At 62.9% G+C, this 15,568-nt stretch carries 16 protein-coding genes; 10 read left to right on the top strand and 6 right to left on the bottom strand.

Going from position 1 to position 15,568, the window contains the following annotated elements:
- The first annotated feature begins 78 nt into the window (after positions 1–78).
- The 4 genes from QN315_RS08000 (at position 79) to QN315_RS07985 (ending at position 7,008) form a co-directional block, all read left to right on the top strand.
- Positions 79–2,592, top strand: a complete 2,514-nt coding sequence (locus tag QN315_RS08000; protein ID WP_323992784.1) for a TonB-dependent receptor domain-containing protein — start codon at positions 79–81, stop codon at positions 2,590–2,592.
- Between the two features lie 143 nt (positions 2,593–2,735).
- On the top strand, positions 2,736–3,281 hold the full coding sequence (locus tag QN315_RS07995) for a hypothetical protein (RefSeq protein WP_323992782.1): 546 nt from the start codon (positions 2,736–2,738) through the stop codon (positions 3,279–3,281).
- Between the two features lie 286 nt (positions 3,282–3,567).
- The gene (locus QN315_RS07990) at positions 3,568–6,024 is read left to right on the top strand and encodes an ABC transporter permease (RefSeq protein WP_323992780.1); all 2,457 of its coding nucleotides are present in this window, start codon (positions 3,568–3,570) and stop codon (positions 6,022–6,024) included.
- Between the two features lie 84 nt (positions 6,025–6,108).
- The gene (locus QN315_RS07985; RefSeq protein WP_323992778.1) at positions 6,109–7,008 is read left to right on the top strand and encodes a DMT family transporter; all 900 of its coding nucleotides are present in this window, start codon (positions 6,109–6,111) and stop codon (positions 7,006–7,008) included.
- Here QN315_RS07985 and QN315_RS07980 read toward each other — a convergent pair.
- Positions 7,005–7,214: a hypothetical protein gene (locus QN315_RS07980; RefSeq protein ID WP_323992776.1), complete on the bottom strand. Its 210-nt coding sequence runs from the start codon at positions 7,212–7,214 to the stop codon at positions 7,005–7,007. The genes QN315_RS07985 and QN315_RS07980 overlap by 4 nt on opposite strands.
- Complete coding sequence (locus QN315_RS07975) at positions 7,207–7,359, bottom strand: hypothetical protein (protein WP_176639849.1); 153 nt, start codon at positions 7,357–7,359, stop codon at positions 7,207–7,209. The genes QN315_RS07980 and QN315_RS07975 overlap by 8 nt, the downstream gene beginning before the upstream one ends.
- A 134-nt stretch (positions 7,360–7,493) precedes the next feature.
- Here QN315_RS07975 and QN315_RS07970 point away from each other — a divergent pair, with 134 nt between their 5' ends.
- The 5 genes from QN315_RS07970 to QN315_RS07950 all read left to right on the top strand — a co-directional run bounded on the left by QN315_RS07970 (position 7,494) and on the right by QN315_RS07950 (position 10,432).
- Entirely contained in the window at positions 7,494–8,330 is an 837-nt protein-coding gene (locus tag QN315_RS07970; protein WP_323992774.1) for a hypothetical protein, read from the top strand.
- Positions 8,270–8,797 carry a hypothetical protein gene (locus tag QN315_RS07965; RefSeq protein WP_323992772.1) on the top strand — a complete coding sequence of 176 codons (528 nt, stop codon included), beginning with the start codon at positions 8,270–8,272 and terminating at the stop codon, positions 8,795–8,797. Before QN315_RS07970 ends, QN315_RS07965 begins: the two co-directional genes overlap by 61 nt.
- Positions 8,794–9,582, top strand: coding sequence for an ABC transporter ATP-binding protein (locus tag QN315_RS07960; RefSeq protein ID WP_323992770.1), 789 nt, complete (start codon positions 8,794–8,796; stop codon positions 9,580–9,582). The genes QN315_RS07965 and QN315_RS07960 overlap by 4 nt, the downstream gene beginning before the upstream one ends.
- A 106-nt stretch (positions 9,583–9,688) precedes the next feature.
- Positions 9,689–10,264, top strand: coding sequence for a cytochrome b/b6 domain-containing protein (locus QN315_RS07955; RefSeq protein ID WP_323992768.1), 576 nt, complete (start codon positions 9,689–9,691; stop codon positions 10,262–10,264).
- 6 nt (positions 10,265–10,270) lie between these two features.
- On the top strand, positions 10,271–10,432 hold the full coding sequence (locus tag QN315_RS07950) for a hypothetical protein (protein WP_176641223.1): 162 nt from the start codon (positions 10,271–10,273) through the stop codon (positions 10,430–10,432).
- 167 nt (positions 10,433–10,599) lie between these two features.
- Here QN315_RS07950 and bla read toward each other — a convergent pair whose 3' ends face one another.
- The 4 genes from bla to QN315_RS07930 form a co-directional block, all read right to left on the bottom strand.
- The gene (bla, locus tag QN315_RS07945) at positions 10,600–11,403 is read right to left on the bottom strand and encodes a class A beta-lactamase (protein WP_323992766.1); all 804 of its coding nucleotides are present in this window, start codon (positions 11,401–11,403) and stop codon (positions 10,600–10,602) included.
- 182 nt (positions 11,404–11,585) lie between these two features.
- Positions 11,586–12,347 (bottom strand): phosphoribosyltransferase, encoded by a 762-nt coding sequence (locus QN315_RS07940; RefSeq protein ID WP_323992764.1) that lies wholly within the window; start codon positions 12,345–12,347, stop codon positions 11,586–11,588.
- A gap of 148 nt (positions 12,348–12,495) precedes the next feature.
- Positions 12,496–13,593 (bottom strand): acyltransferase, encoded by a 1,098-nt coding sequence (locus QN315_RS07935; protein WP_323992762.1) that lies wholly within the window; start codon positions 13,591–13,593, stop codon positions 12,496–12,498.
- Between the two features lie 294 nt (positions 13,594–13,887).
- Positions 13,888–15,057: an outer membrane beta-barrel protein gene (locus QN315_RS07930; RefSeq protein ID WP_323993325.1), complete on the bottom strand. Its 1,170-nt coding sequence runs from the start codon at positions 15,055–15,057 to the stop codon at positions 13,888–13,890.
- A 421-nt stretch (positions 15,058–15,478) separates the two neighbouring features.
- Here QN315_RS07930 and QN315_RS07925 point away from each other — a divergent pair, with 421 nt between their 5' ends.
- Entirely contained in the window at positions 15,479–15,568 is a 90-nt protein-coding gene (locus QN315_RS07925) for a potassium-transporting ATPase subunit F (protein WP_323992760.1), read from the top strand.

Raw genomic sequence — 15,568 nt, 5'->3', positions numbered from 1 at the left:
CGGATATCCTTTTGACGACCATGAACCGGACGAGAGTCAATAATGCGGTGTCGTCATAACGTATTTTTATGTACTCTCATGGCTGCAACCTCGTTCGGACCGGTGCCCGGCGCCGCGCTGGCGGACAGCGCGACAGGCACGGCGCATCGTCACCATGCGCCCGCCGGAAAGAAGCATGCCGCGTCCGGCGCCGCGGAGCAGGCCCCGGGCCAGACCCAGACCCCGGCTCCGGTCAGGACGCAGGGACGTGCGCGGCGGCGGGGCGGCGCGGGGAGCATGCGGGCCCGGTCGGATGAAAATGTCGCGGTGACCGGCCATCGTTTCGTCTCGCACAATGCGGACACGGTCGTGGCGCGGGCCTTCATGGAGCAGCAGGTGCCCGGCACCAATATCCTGCGCTCGCTGCAGATGGTGCCGGGGGTCAATTACAGTTCGACCGACGCGCTGGGCATCGATACCTGGGGGGCGAATCTCTATGTCCGCGGGTTCTTCATGGACCAGTTGGGCGTGACCCTGGACGGGATTCCGCTGAACGACCAGTCTTATTCCAACCTGAACGGCGTCAATGTCGCCGATGCGGCGATTCCCGACGACATCGCGCGGGAATCGGTGTCGCAGGGCGCGGGCGCGGTGCAATTGCCGTCCAACACCAATCTGGGCGGGACCCTGCAGTTCTGGACCCGCGACCCGACGGACAAGATGGGTGGGAAGATCACCCAGGGGTTCGGAAGCTATAAGATGGAGCACAGCTATTTCCGGTTCGACAGCGGGATCCTGAACCCGTCCGGCACCAAGTTCTTCGTGGCCTATGACCGCAATTACGAAGAGAAATACAGCTCGCCCAGCCCGGATTTCCAGCAGGGGGTGGATGCCAAGCTGATCCAGCCGCTGGGCCAGCGCGGCACGATGACCGCGTTCTTCAACTGGAGCAACGCGCAGGCCTGGAACTATCCGGACCTGTCGCTGGATATCCTGCAGAATGTCGGCTGGCGCACGCGGGCGTTCTATCCGAATTATGCCGGGGCCTATGCCGCCGCGCAATGGAACTGGATCTGCGACACCGGGTCGAGCCCGGCGGCGAGCTGCACGGGCGGGGCGGGGACGATCAACCCCACGACCGGCCAGCCCTTTGCCCTGCGCGGACCGAACCAGGTGCCGAACGGATGGCAGAATACCGCCGAGGGGGCGGGCGTGGCCTATTATGACGGCGGGCAGCAATCGATCGATTATGTCGGCGGGCTGAATTTCGACATCACGCTGAACGAGCGGCTGCGCTGGCTGTCGACGCTCTATGGCCATAGCGATACCCAGTACACGACCTATGGCGATCCGTTCATGGGATCGACGACCGGGGCGCCGCTGTCGGAGCAGGTGTGGCAGCCGCGGCAGGAACGCTATGGCTTTACCACCGCGCTCGATTACACGCTGGCGCGGCACCATATCAATGCCGGGTTCTGGTACGAGAACAACAACCAGGCCGAGGCGCAGTACTGGTATAACGAGCCGGTTCTGGGCCAGGGGCTGCCGCTGGAGACGATCGGGCCCTATGATACCTATGGTCCGGCCTTCGCCCAGGCTTATGGATTCCAGTGGAGCACCAATACGTTCCAGGCGCATGTGATGGATACCTGGCGCCTGATGCCGACCCTGACGCTGGAATACGGGTTCAAGTCCCTGCTGCAGACGACGTCGGGCGGTGCCTATTACGGCAATGCGGATGTCTATGGCACAGCGGACCTGCCGAACGGCAGCATGACCTCGGCCAACGGGTTCTTGCCGCATGTCAACCTGGACTGGCATCCGCGGCCGCAGCATGACCTGTATGTCGATATCGCCGAGAACATGCGCCCCTTCACGGTGGCGCCGACCGGCGGCGCGACCTCGCCATGGGCGGTGACGGGGCAGTCGATCTTCAAGGGATTGCAGCACAGCCTGTCGCCGGAGCGCGACTGGACGTTCCTGCTGGGCTATCGCTACACCTCGCCGTACCTTATCGTGGCGACGGACGGGTATTATACCTATATCTCGCACCGGTTGCTGTCGGCCTCGGTCGGGTCGCTGAACAATCCGCTGACCTCGGTCGTCGATACGCGGGTGGCGACGATGTACGGGGCCGACATCTCGGCCACGCTGACGCCGGTTCGGGGGCTGACGATCTATAATTCGTTCAGTTATAACCATTTCACCTGGGGCGCGCATACCGAGATCCAGGATGGAAACGGGAATTACGACGACATTTATGGCAATGTCATGGATGGTTATCCGAAATTCATGTACAAGGCGATGGCGTCCTATACGTTCCATGGGTTTACCGCGCATATCGATGCCAATTACCTGTCCAAGCGTTATTTCTCGATCCTGAACGATACGTGGATTCCCAGCTATTGGCTGGTGAATGGCGGGGTGCGGTACCAGTTCGGGAATTTCCGGTTCTTCAAGAACGTGACCGCCGATTTCAATATCTACAACCTGAACAACACCAAATATATCGCGATGATGGGTGAGAACGGCTTCCCGGTGACGGGGGATTACCAATCGTTCGAGCGCGGGTCGGTGCGCGAATTGTTCGGGACGATCAGCACGGAGTTCTGAACGTTCCTGCATCATCCGATCGGGTGGAATCATCTGATCGGATATGGCGCTCGTGCAGGGCCGGTCCGGTATGGATCGGCCCTTTTTGGTATTCGTCGACGTTGGAGTCCGGGGAGATCCGGGCGGGCGCGGGGGACGTGACGATGCTGATTCATCTGAATGGCTGGCCCGGATCGGGCAAGTTGACCGTGGGGCGGTGTTTGGCCGGGCTGTTGGGGGCGCGGCTTCTCGATAATCATACGATCCTGAACGTGGGCTATGCGGTGACCGAGCGCGGCAGCGCGGCCTTTTACGAGACCGTGCGCGCGGTCCGGGCCGTTGCCTTTGCGCGGATCCTGGAACTGCCGCCCGAGGTTCCGGTGGTGTTGACGAATGTCGTGACGCGCGGTGGCGGCAGTTCGTTTCCGGAAGAGACCTGGCGGGCGGTCATCGATCTTGCCGCGCTACGAGGGTGTACGTTGTTTTCGGCGACCCTGACCTGTTCGCCGGAGGCGCGGGCGCGGCGGTTGGGAACGGCGGAGCGCGTGGCGGCGGGCAAGATGCATGACCCGGCCGCGCTCGCCGCCGCGATGGCCACGCGCGTGCTGTTCGATGACGGCGCGATCGATCGGCGATGGTTCGACAATACGGACCTGGCGCCGGAGCGGTGCGCCGCCGTGATCGCGGCGTGGGTCGGACATCATGCGTGAGACATCGTAATCCAGGGTTGCTGGTGAGATTCTCAATATTCGGAGCAAATATACTCCTTTTTGATGAGCCGGCTACGTCTTTGAATGGAGGATGTCCGAGATTGTTTTATAAATACCTTTTTAATCAAAGAATAAATATCAAACGATAGTGATCGTCACATATGAAACACCCGACGTCATCGGCTTCCTCGATCGCCATTTTCATGTATCATTGCGTACAGTACGAGAAATTTTCCGAACGGTGAATTCTAGCGCAGAAATTTGAGGAGCGGCGAGGAGCTATCCTATGTTAAAAACGATCTTCGGTGCTACTATTCGTCAAGCGCGTCAATATCCTCGGTATTTTTTCATAGATATTTTCGGAATGGCGGTCGGGTTATGCTTCTTTATGATTTCAGCGCAATATGTTTATTTCGAATACAGCTTCAATGATAACGTCCCCGATGCAAAAACAATCGCGCGAGTCGATATTACCTACAAGGTGCCGGGGCATGCGCCCGTCGAGAGCGGGAACCTCTCATTCGCCGCTCTGCCGTTCTTACGAGTGGATTTTCCTTTTCTCGCTGCATCGACACTGGATCGCCCCGTGTCGGTATTACTCGAAGCAGGAAATCGACGATTTTCGCGAACAATCGAGCAAACTGACAGCGAGTTTTTCAAAACGATTCCCCTGCCCCTTGAGCAAGGGGATCCTGCGCACGCGTTGGATCGGCCTGATGGTATCGTATTGTCAGACAGGTTGGCGAAGGCGATCTTCGGAAGGCGTGAGGTCCTGGGAAGATCGATTATAGTTATGGAAGAAGGCGTAAAGGTGGCCCTTACCGTCACTGGCGTTCTTTCGAAGCCAATGGTTGCGACAACGATTGATCCCGAGGCGGTGATGATCATCCCGCAGTGGGTTCGGGAAAAGAGCTATGCATTTACGCGCTGGCGTTCCTCAATAGGCAGTATCTACGTAAGATTTCGGGAGCCATCTGATATGGCCCTCGCTCAGAGTCAGACGAGTTCGTTTCTGAGCCGTCGAGCAAGTGGGCCGGATAGTGGTAACGATGATCGTAATCTTGGTTTACATCCAGAGAAGACAAGCCTGCTGACATTCGTACCACTCTCGGAAACCCATTTTCATGATATGGTCGTGGAAGATACTTCTGACGGTGCTGATCGTGGTGTCGTGGATAGCCTTGGGCTCACCGGCATTTTTGTGTTGATCCTGGCCATAGGAAACTCTGTCAATCTGTCTACCGCGCGGAGCGCGTTACGTGCCCGGGAAGTCGCGATACGCAAGACGTTGGGAGCGACCAGGTCCGCTTTATTCATACAGTTTATGGGAGAGTCCGTCCTACAAGCATTGCTCTCCGCTGTGTTGGCATTGAGCTTCTTCGATTTGGTGTCGCCGTTTGTTTCATCCATGGCGGGTGTTAAACTTAATGTTGATTATGAACATACAATATTAATTCTATTAATTTCCGCGGTCGCGACCGGAATTGCCGCCGGAGTGTATCCGGCATTGGTGCTTTCGGCCTATCGTCCGGCGATAATCTTCTCCTCCGCGGCCCTGCCGTCTGGGGGACGGCTTGAAGGCAAGGTGAGAAAAGTCTTGATTCTGGTCCAGTTTTCTATCGCCTCTGTAATTGCGATATGCACTTTAGTCGTTAATAAGCAGGCCAATTTTATCCGGACCTCCGATCAGGGTTATACGGCAAAGGGGCTGCTGGTCAGTCCTCAGATTCCAGCCAGCGATGCAAATGTGCAGTATCAGCTTCTCGATGCTGTGAGGGCAATCCCAGGCGTCACCGCTGCGACGCTGTCGGTCCTGGAACCAAATGTTTCCACCGTCAGCTATTTTGATGCCAAGACGGCACGTGGAGAAAATATCCATGTTCTCACGGATGTCATTTCGCGGGGCTATGACGTCGTCTATCTTCCTCACCTTCTTGCTGGACGCTGGTTCGACAATTTCCATGGGCAGGACAACAGCCAAGGTTGGGACGGACTTCTAGCCAGTCCTGGGCCTTATAATATCATTATCAATTCCCGCACCGTATCAGCGGCCGGATTTGCATCGCCTGCTGCAGCCATTGGACAATCTCTAACGATTGGATCCACTAGGCTTTACATTATAGGGGTCGAAGACGATGTGCGATTTGTCTCGCCCCATGAGAAGGTAAGGCCCCTGGTTGTACTTCAGTCCAGGCAGAATATTCCCGCTGCGGTTATTACGATACGTTTCGCTGGCGTCGCGTCGCGCGACATGCAGGAGCGCCTCAAAACTGTGTGGAATAGATTGATCCCCGACGCCGAGGGAAATTTCGAAACTGTGGCGGATCGGACGTCAGAATTTTATATGAATGGGCAACGCCAAGGAAAGTTGGCTATAGCTGGGTCAATAATGACCTTTGTGATCGCGGGCATAGGTCTCTATGGCTTGGCTTCACTTTCCAGCGTGCAACGTCGGCATGAAATAGGCATCCGCAAAGCTCTTGGTGCCCGAGTTGGCGATATCATTATTTTGATGCTGCGTGGTTTTCTTTTTCCGGTATCGCTTGCTTGCATGATTGCATGCCCGTTCGCGTGGAGTCTGATGCGCGCATGGCTCTCGACTTTTTCTCAGCGAATCGCGCTTTCGCCGGCGTATTTTCTCGTCGTAATCGGCTTAACACTCGGATTTGCTGCGCTTATTGTTATTGGGCAGACGCTTCGCCTTGCCCGTATGGAACCGGCTCGCGCGCTGCGAAGGCCCTGAGAGTCCATCCGAGGCCATTATCTGCGATTGCAGAGTTTGCAGCACGAAGAGGTGGATCGTCTTGGCGTCAAATAGAGAAAAGACATGCGAATTCAAGACGAGAAATTGGCGAGGTGGTCGGGCCGAATCCTGATGTTGGGGTCGGCGGTTTCCTTTAGTACAATCGGTATTTTCACCGAGATAGTGAAGCTTCCTCTATCGGACATTTTGTTTGTTCGCGGTATTTTCGGCGCGGCCGCGATATGGGTTATTGCTCGCCTTTTAACTAAAGAGCGAATCACCGACAGGAAAAGTTATACCTGGCCGTCGCTTTTGGTCGCTACTTTATTCACTGTCGGAATGGTCAGTCTTGTAGCTGGCTACAGAATTGGGGCCGTAGCCAACGTTGCGGTGGTTTATGCCACGACTCCAATCATTGTTGCCATATTCGTAAAGGTATTTTTGCGTGAAGAACAGCCGACATCGCTATGGTACTCCGGTATAGGCGTGGCAATCGGTGTAGCCATCATGATGTGGCGGGATAAAAATTCGTCCAATTATATTGCTATGCTTCTCGCATTTTTGATGTCTATTTGTGTTGCGGGAGTAATTGTGGTAGCCAGAAATTACAAGGCAACACCGATGTTGGTCGCCTCTATGATTGCGTGCGTGCTAAGTAGCGTTATTGCATTTCCATTTATGGCTTCAATTCCGAATGATCTCTCATCAATTGCTACATGTGCGCTATTCGGCACAGTGACACTTGGATTGGGACGCGTCTTTCTTATTATCGGAGCCCGCCGAATTCCACCGGGGGAGGCGGCATTAATAGATGTCTTGGATGCACCGATGACACCTGTTTGGTCGTGGTTAATACTGGGGATGCGGCCGACCGATCAAGCGATTGTCGGTGGTAGTATTGTCGTAATTTGCGTCATGCTGGGAGTTGCATTTGCACAGGGCGCACGAGCTTTGAGTGATGGGGATTTGGCTAATGGCGATTAGGTGTCAGTTGTTGAGAGGTAGCCCCATTCATTCGGACGGATCTGCGGGTTGAAGACGCTATCGCCCGGTGTTGCTGTGCCGCCGATTTCTCGCTGTTGCTGACCGACACCGTTGCCGGGATTGGCCCCGGCAATGGTGTCGGAATTGCTTGCTGGGTTGGTAGAAGGGCTTGCGGCGCGTGCGGGAATTTGATTCATCCTACGCATGGCGCCGTCCCTCCTTCATGATCTGACCGATGCCGAGACGAACGATCTCCTGCTTGCACAGCGTGAGAGTATCGGTAACCTGCAGCTTGTGTTCATCGGACCAGCGCCGCCTACGCCTCACGCCAATCAGGATCTCCTGCCGCATCCTCGCCTCCTGACGTCGTCAATAACGACGTCATTGACGTCGTGAAGTTACCAACCACTCAATCCCATCGTAAGGCAGCCATGGGCGGCGGGTTACGATGTCGTGGCGGCGCGGACCATCCGTGAGGCATTGTGATGCGTGAGGCGTCGTGCGTGCCGGCGTCGCGTGTGCTGATCGGGGCACGCTGGCGGGGTTTGTGTCGGGGCGTGGCGTGGCGGCTGCTGCGGCGGCGGTCGGATGCCGTGTTGTTTCCGGTGGGCATAATGGTCCTGCTGGGATTGCTGGCCGGCGGGGCGTGGGATGGCGGCGTGGCGTTGCGCAAATGGGCGGCGGCGCATGGTGCGGCGGCGCTGCTGCTGTCGGTGCTGGTGAACGGGGCGGTCGGTTTGGGGCTTGGCCGGATGGCGGGGAATGCGGCCCGGCGGGACGCCGCCATGGACTGGCTGCGCGTGCTGCCGCTGTCGCCCCGGGATTGGCGGCGGGCGTTGTGGATGGATGCGATGGGTATGGCAGTGCTGACGGGCGCCATGGCATCCGGCTTTCTCGCGATCTTCTTTGCGGGTTTTTTGACGGGAGTGGCCGGGTGGGGAGCGGGGTTGTCAGTGATGCCAGTCCTGTTCGCCTGTCTGCCCGTGGGAGTGGCGCGTGGGTTGGCGGGCGGGGCGCGCAGGGAAGAGGGGCCCAGGGAAGAGGGGCCCAGGGAAGAGGGGCCCAGGGAAGAGGTGCCCGGCGAAGGGGCGCGCAGGGAATCGGGCGACGCGCCCCGGCGATCTGCCGTGATCGGACCGGCCTGGGGGGGTGGTCGCCGGTGCGTTGGCTGGTGCTGGCGCGGCCGTTCGGGCTGGGCCTGTGGGGGATGCGGCTGCTGGCCCGGCGGTCCTGGCTGGGGACGAGGCTGGCCGGAGGGCCGGTGCTGGCGGCGGCGCTGGGAGCGGCGGCGGTGCGCCGGGATGCCGCCCTGGCCGTCATGAGCGGCGTGGCCGTGGGGCATGTCCTGTTCGTCGTCATGCTGCGCAGCGCGCCGTTGGGGGCGGTGGCGTTGCGGGTGCTGCCGGTGCGCTTCGGCCGGGCGGTGTGGGCGCTGGTGCGCGGGCCGGGGGTGCTGTCGCTGGGCTGCATGCTGGCGGCGGCGGCGGTCGGGCTGGCGTTCTGCCCGGGTGCCGGGCGGATGGCGCTGCCGGCGGTGCTGGCCCTGCTGGGGCTGGATGCGGTCTACCTGGCGATGGCCGTGAATTTTGTCGGGCGGCCGGGCCTGGCGGCTCTGGCCCATGGGGTCGGGTTGTATGCGGCGGCCGAGAGTTGGGCCCGGCTGGGAATGGCCGAGGCGGTGGCGGGCGCCCTGCTGCTGGCCTGGCTGTGGCATCGCGCGGCACGGATGTTCCATCATGGCGGGACGCCCGGGCGCCTTGGCCGGCCGGACGGGGAGGGGGTGCGATGAGCGGGGCGGCGGATGCTGCGCGCATGGATGCCGTGCTGGCGGTATCCGGCCTGACGGTGGGGTATGGCGGGCGGGTGGTGCTGCGCGGGATCGACCTGGTGCTGCCGCCGGGGCAGTGGCTGGGATTGCTGGGCGCGAATGGCGCGGGCAAATCCACCCTGTTGCGTGCCGTGTCCGGACTGGTGCCGCCGCTGGCCGGGCAGGTGGCGATCGATGGGGTGGATGTGCTGGCCGATCCGGTGCGGGCGCGGCGGGCATTGGGATATGCCGTCGATCCCGCGGTGCTGCCGATGGTGCTGAGCGGGCGGGATTATCTGCGGCTGGTGGCCTCGGCGAAGGGATTGGCGCGGCCGGACTGGGGGCGACCCGACAGGGGGCGATCGGATTGGGGCGCGGACGACCCGGTGGCGCTGCTGGGCCTGGCGCGCTGGATGGATGTGCCGCTGGAGACCTGTTCGCTGGGGACGCGGGCGAAATTCGCGATCCTGGCCGCGTTGCTGGGTAGTCCGCGCCTGCTGATCCTGGACGAGTCGCTGAACGGGCTGGACCCGCTGGCCGCCTGGCAGGTCCGGCGGATGATCGATGCGCGGGTGCGGGCGGGAACGTGCAGCGTGATTCTGGCGACGCATGCGCTGGAGAGCGTCGCGGCCCATTGTTCCGCCGCCATCATGCTGGAAGGCGGCGCGGTGGCCTGTCGCTGGGACGCGGCCGACCTGGCGGCGGCGCGGCGGGATCCGGTCGGGTTCGGCGATGCGGTGATGACGTTGTTGATGGCTCGGCGTTGATGGCCCGGTGCTGATGGCCCGGTGCTGATGGCCGGCGCGACGGAGTTGCGGGTTTGTACGGGGTGCCGGTGCGTGGCGCAGTGGAGGGAACAGCGGTGGAGGGAACATGAGCGGGTTCGAGGTGATCGACGCGGTGCGGGCGCCGGCGGCGCCGGTGCGCTATGGTGCGGAGACGCGCTGGCTGCATTGGAGTTGTGCCGTGCTGATCCTGGCGCAGTTCGTGCTGGGCGAATTGATGCACAGGGTGCCCCATGCCTGGCATGGGCCGATCGTATCGGTGCATCTGTCGCTGGGGGTGCTGCTGGCGGCGTTGTTCGTGGCGCGGGTGGCCTGGCGGCTGACGGGTGGGCGGGCGATCCGCTTCGCCGCCGGTTCGGCCCGGGGCGCGCGGCTGGCGCCCCTGGTCCATGGGGGGCTTTATGTCCTGCTGGGCGGCGTGATCGCCCTGGGATATCTGGCCTGCTGGTCGGCCGGGCGGCCGGTGGTGGCGTTCGGGGTGCCGATCGCGTCGCCCTTCGCACCCCCCTTCGCGCTGATGTCGCCAGTGGCGCATCAGCGCCTCGGCAGCCTGCATGGCTGGCTGGCCTGGGCGATCATCATCGCGGCACTGGGCCATGCGGCGGCGGCGCTGTATCACGCGCTGGTGCTGCGCGACGGTGTGTTGCGCCGGATGTGGAGATAGAGAACGATGCGGATGCTGAAATTCATGCCCCTGGCGGGGTTGCTGCTGCTGGCGGCCTGCGGGCCGGATTACGGCGACCGGGGCACGCGGCAGTACCGTGGCGATGGTTATGGGAATGTCGGCAATAATTCACGCGGCAGCTATGGTTATGAGGGGCATGGCTATTGAAATGAGGGGGTGCGGGGTGGTGAAAGGGTTATTCTTCTTTTTCTGAAGAAAAAGAAGCAAAAAGACTTTTATTCGTTAAGGGACTTTGTGTGTGCCCGGCACATCGTCTCCACACGTTTGAAAGTTTTTTGGTTCTTTTTTCAAAAAAGAACGGATACGCCGCCATCTTACCGGGACGATACGGCCCAGTCGACGAAGACGGCGCCGACCTGGCGCAGCACGACCTCGCGTTCGGCGGGGGGCACGGTCGGGGCGTGGTAATAGGCTGCGACCAGCAGCGGGGCGCGGCCGGGCGGCCGGACCAGGGCGATATCGTTGGTTTCCTCGGGGCCGTAGGTGCCGGGGCGGTCGCCGGCGATCCAATCCGGCGGGAGGGCGGCGCGCAGCCGGTTGCGGCCGGGGCGGGCGGCGACCATCCAGGATTCCAGCCGGGCGCGGGCGGGCGGGGGAAGCGCGTTGCCGAGCAGGATCGCGCGGGTGGTGGCGACGATCGCGCGTGGCGTGGTCGTGTCCAGCGCGCCCTGATAGGCATTGGCGTCCGGTTCGTAGCGGTCGATGCGCGTGGTCGCATCGCCCAGGGTACGGACGAAGCGGGTCAGGCCGGCGGGGCCGCCCGCGCGGCGCATCAGCAGGATGGCGGCGAGATTGTCGCTGGCCTCGACCGCCGCCTGGCAGAGTTCGCCCACCGTCATCGATTCCCGGGGCCTGCCACCGAGGCGGGCCGCCGTGACGGGGCAGGCGAAATCGGGATAGCCGGCGCGCGCCAGGTCCCGGGCCGTGTAGGGGATGGGCTGGGCGAGATCGTCCTGCCCGGCCGCGGCCCGCGCGAGGATGAGGGCGGCGAGCAGCCCCTTGAAGGTGCTGCACAGGGTGAAACGTTCGTCGGCGCGCCAGGCCAGGGTGCCTTCGCCCGCGGTGTCGCGGGCGAACACGCCCAGCCGGCCGCCATGCCGGCTTTCGATGGCGGCCAAGGCGGCAATATGCGAGGCGGCAATACCCGAAGCGGAAGCAGCCGGGGCGGAAGCAGCCGGGGCAGCGGCTGTCGTCGCCCGCGCCGGGCGGAGGAACGGGACAGTGAGAAGGGCGGACAGGCCGATGGCGGTCCGTCGCCGCGTGGCGGAGGGTGTGGTCGGCATGGCGGTGGGCGGGCTGGTCAGGTGGTGGCCGGGTTGCGGGCGGCCGGGCCGTGTTGCCGGTCGGTGCCGGGGAGGGGGGCCCATCCGGCCGGGGTGCGGGTGAAGAGTGGGATATGGCCCAGGGCGCGCACCTGGGCGGGCAGGGCGGGGTCGAGGGCGGCCAGCGTTGCATGCCAGTCCCAGCCTTCGGTCAGGATGGCGGCGACCGCGACGATCTCGGCGCCGGCCCGCGTGAGCAGGCGGATGGCGGCGGCGATCGTGTGGCCGGTATTGAGCACGTCGTCGACGAGGGCGACGCGCCGCCCCTGCACGCGCGAGACCAGGGCCGGGTCGAGATAGAGGCGCTTGGTCTGGTCGGGGCTGGTATAGGAACTGACGGGCTGGGACAGGGCGTCGTCGTACCAGAATTTCCGGGAATGGCCGAGCGCCACGTAATCGGGCAGGCCGAGCCCTTCGGCCACCGGCCGGGCATAGGCCAGGCCCATGGTGGGCACGCCGGCCACGGCCTGGACGGGCGCCTGGCGCGTCGCGTCGCCGACCAGGGCGGTCAGGCGGTCGGCCAGGGCGCGTTCGACCGCGAAGCCGGTCTGGTTCGCCATCAGCAGGGCCACCGCTTTCTCGCCGCCCGGCAGGGGCCGTAGGGGCAGGTCGAGGCAGGAGCCGTCGCGCAGCCGGACGGGATAGCGGGCCGGATAGGCCGCCGGGGCATCGCCGTGCGGACGGCCGCGATCGGGGACGGCGGGGGACCAGTGGGCGGTATAGGGAGGCGGGGTGGTCACGCGGGGCGGCTCTTGTCGGTGCGGGTGCGGCAGGGGAAACTGTTCCAGGAAACTATTCCAGGAAACTATTCCAGGAAACTATTCCGGGAAATTATCCCATCGCGTGCCGGCCGGGAACCCGGTGGCCGCGTGCCGCGCGCCGGCTAGGTCAGCCCCGGATGGCCTCGTCGGCGGGCTGCGCCCTGGCGGCGCGTTGCGTCACCCATCGCGCGGGCGCATCGAGGCGGGCGCGGAATGCGACGTCCAGCCTGTTCAGCGACCAGGCGAGCAGGACGAGTCCGGCAAGTATGGCAAGGCAGAGCCATGGGGATGCGGTGTTCGGGGGGATATGCAGCCCGCTGTTCAGAAAGGCGGCGACAAGGCCGAGTATCGGTGCGTGAACGGCATAGAGGGCATAGGACGCGCCCCCGAGGGCTTCGAACATCATCAGGCTGGCGCCCGTTGGTCTGGTCGATGCGCCGAGCCAGATGATCGCCGGCAGCAGGAAAAAGACCTCGGACAGGTCCAGCAGCGGGCGCGGGATGCGGTGCGTATCGACGGCCAGGGCGAGGGCGAGCAGCCCCATCGGCACCCATGCGCTGACGTTCGGGGGGACGCTGACGTTCAGGAGGCGGGGGCCGGCGCGCCACAGCAGGATGCCGAGAAAGAAGGAGAAACCGACGCGTGCGAGGGCGGCCGGCGCCCAGCTCCAGATCATTCCGGCGTTCAGCGAACCCAGGAGACGGGCCGACACCACGAGACCGAGCGCGGAGAGGCACACCAGTCCGATCAGCGTCCGGTTGTCGAGCCTGCGCCACGCCGCCGCCATGACGATATTGGCGATCAGTTCGTAGAAGAGCGACCAGGCCGGAAAATTGAGCGGGTAGAGCACGCCGTCCGATCCGAACCATGGGCAGTAGAAGAGCGCCGGGAGGAAAGGGGCCAGGGCGGAGGGCGGCGCGTGATGGGATGCGATCCGCAAGGCCGCGGCGGCCGCGCCGAGCCCGAGCCCGAGCGCGTAGAGCGGCCACAGGCGCACGATGCGTTTCTGCATGAAGGCCGCCAGGGACAGCCCCGCATCCAGCCTGGCGGCGTATGCCTCGGCCAGGACGAAGCCGCTGAGCCCGAAGAAGAGATCCACCGCGAGATAGCCCCCGGCAGGATACCAGATCGTCGGGAACGACACCTTACCCATATGGACCAGTACGACCGCCACGGCCGCCAGACCGCGCAGCCCGTCCAGCGTGTGAAAGAGACGCCTCGCCATGACGCCGGTTTCCTTCTCGAGCCGGTGGCCTTGAGCCGTTGGCAGGAACATCACGTCGCATAATCGCTTAGTCGTATAATCGCTTATCGGAAGAACAAAGTTTGTGCATCCGGAAATGAAACGGGTGACCATTCCGTGAACGGTCGCGCCGTGACGGAGTCTATAGCGCGCGGGATGCCTTCAGGTTCGTGCAGGTCGTGGATGATAGATGCAAGAACGCAGTCCTGTTTGGATTTTCATATGGTTTGACTTGAGAGATGCGCGCGGCAGGGCGGCGCAAATCCGGGGGCGGGGTCAGAAGCCCAGCAGCGCGTCGCCGCCGAAGGCGAACATGCCGGCGTTGCGCAGTCCGTTGAAGGGGGTGGTGCCGTTCAGGGAGCGGTCGAAGCGGATTTCCGGGCGGATCTCGAACAGCTTGAACGGGCGCCCCAGGGTGGGGTGCCAGGTGACGCCCAGGGTGAGCGCACCATAGGTGGTGGGCGGGGCGGTCCGGGTGGCGGCGGGCTCGCCGAGCAGGGCGCGCATATAGGCGGCGTCGCCGAGGAAGCTGGTGACGAATTGCCCGGTATTGTCGCGATAGATCTCGCCGCGATAATTGACGGTGAGCGTCGGCGTGAGCCGATAACCGAGGAAACCGACGAAACTGACCGTATCGGCGCGCAATCCTTCGTCATGCATCGCGTTGAATTCGCCGGTCAGGGACAGGCGGTCATCGACCTTGAAGGTCATGTCGAGATCGTTCCAGAAGCGCTGCGCGCCGTTGGCGCGCGGGCCCAGGGCGCGCACCGCGTCCTCGGGCCCGACGCGGGACAGATAGAGCAGGGATAGTCTGCCGCCGGCCAGGCCGTTGCCCGCCAGGCCGAAATAACCCGCGGCGGCATCGTTGTCGTCGCCGTGCCCGAACGAGACCTGGTTGCCGGTATCGACGCCGAACAGGATGTCCCATCGGTCGGTGGCATGAAATTGGACCATCGCGCCCACATGTTCGAACGGCGTGGAATATTCCGTCGTATAGGCCAGCGTGTAGAACGGCCGCATCGCCGGATCGAGCGTTTCCACCCCCATCGGCGCGGCGAGGATGCCGGCCTGCATGTCCAGTCCGTGACGGGTCAGCCAGGGGAGGTGCAGGTCGAGATGCGCCTGGGCCGGCATGACCTGGTTGCGTCCGATCAGCGCGCGGTCGGAAATGCCGGCGATGTTGTAATAGCGCGCATCGGCGCCGTACAGGCCCCGCAGCAGGAAGCCGGCCTGATAGGACGAGGATGTCTGGTCGACCGTCTTCGCGATCGTGATCGTGACCTGGTCGAGCAGGGCCTGGGTGGCGCGGTCGCCGATGAGCCGGCCGAAATTATTGCCGTCTGCGGGGCGCGCCGGGTTGGCGTCGATGCCGCCCTCGATCTGGCCGCTGACGGTGATGGCGTCGAACCAGTCCTTCGCCCCCTGCGCCCGCGCTTGTGAGGGCATGTGTGACCACGTGCCGAGCAGGGCGAGCAGGGCGCAGCCGGCCGGGCGCCAGAAAGAGAGATTTTCGATATTTTGTGTCATGGCAAAGAATTTTATTTTCTTTTCCGCAAGAGGGAGAAAGCGGGACAGGAGAAAACGTCTCCGCCGGGACCATGCCCGATGCGTTCGCGGAACGCCATGCCGCGCGGCGGCGGTGCATGCATTTGGGCGCGCATTCCTATGAGATTCCTATGCGGCGGGGCGGCGGTCCCTCTCTCATTCCTATGGCGGTCGTCGGATAATCGGTGTGGCGCGGCGTGGACCGCAGGATCATCCATCGCGGAGAAGAGGCGACATGCATGACGTTCTGTATCTGGGGCTCGGTTTGGCGGGATTTGCCGCCTGCGCCGGGTTCGTCTCGTTCTGCCGGCGGATCTGAGCCATGAGCCTGGATCTGATATTGGGCGCGGCGGTGACGGTCGGCCTGCTGGCCTATGTCACCCTGGTGCTGGTCCGTCCTGAAAGGTTCTGA

The organism is Nguyenibacter sp. L1 (assembly GCF_035199985.1).
Taxonomy (GTDB): domain Bacteria; phylum Pseudomonadota; class Alphaproteobacteria; order Acetobacterales; family Acetobacteraceae; genus Gluconacetobacter; species Gluconacetobacter vanlangensis.
The sequence above is the reverse complement of the archived record's forward strand: the minus strand, read 5'-3'. Positions and strand labels throughout refer to the sequence as shown.

Coding starts and splice junctions, on each gene's coding strand:
- QN315_RS07990 (WP_323992780.1), top strand. CDS start 3,568: ATGTTAAAAACGATCTTCGGTGCTACTATTCGTCAAGCGCGTCAATAT.
- QN315_RS07980 (WP_323992776.1), bottom strand. CDS start 7,214: ATGCGTAGGATGAATCAAATTCCCGCACGCGCCGCAAGCCCTTCTACC.
- QN315_RS07925 (WP_323992760.1), top strand. CDS start 15,479: ATGAGCCTGGATCTGATATTGGGCGCGGCGGTGACGGTCGGCCTGCTG.
- QN315_RS07935 (WP_323992762.1), bottom strand. CDS start 13,593: ATGGCGAGGCGTCTCTTTCACACGCTGGACGGGCTGCGCGGTCTGGCG.
- QN315_RS07930 (WP_323993325.1), bottom strand. CDS start 15,057: ATGCCCTCACAAGCGCGGGCGCAGGGGGCGAAGGACTGGTTCGACGCC.
- QN315_RS07950 (WP_176641223.1), top strand. CDS start 10,271: ATGCGGATGCTGAAATTCATGCCCCTGGCGGGGTTGCTGCTGCTGGCG.
- QN315_RS07985 (WP_323992778.1), top strand. CDS start 6,109: ATGCGAATTCAAGACGAGAAATTGGCGAGGTGGTCGGGCCGAATCCTG.
- QN315_RS07975 (WP_176639849.1), bottom strand. CDS start 7,359: ATGCGGCAGGAGATCCTGATTGGCGTGAGGCGTAGGCGGCGCTGGTCC.
- QN315_RS07960 (WP_323992770.1), top strand. CDS start 8,794: ATGAGCGGGGCGGCGGATGCTGCGCGCATGGATGCCGTGCTGGCGGTA.
- QN315_RS07955 (WP_323992768.1), top strand. CDS start 9,689: ATGAGCGGGTTCGAGGTGATCGACGCGGTGCGGGCGCCGGCGGCGCCG.
- QN315_RS08000 (WP_323992784.1), top strand. CDS start 79: ATGGCTGCAACCTCGTTCGGACCGGTGCCCGGCGCCGCGCTGGCGGAC.
- QN315_RS07970 (WP_323992774.1), top strand. CDS start 7,494: ATGCGTGAGGCGTCGTGCGTGCCGGCGTCGCGTGTGCTGATCGGGGCA.
- QN315_RS07995 (WP_323992782.1), top strand. CDS start 2,736: ATGCTGATTCATCTGAATGGCTGGCCCGGATCGGGCAAGTTGACCGTG.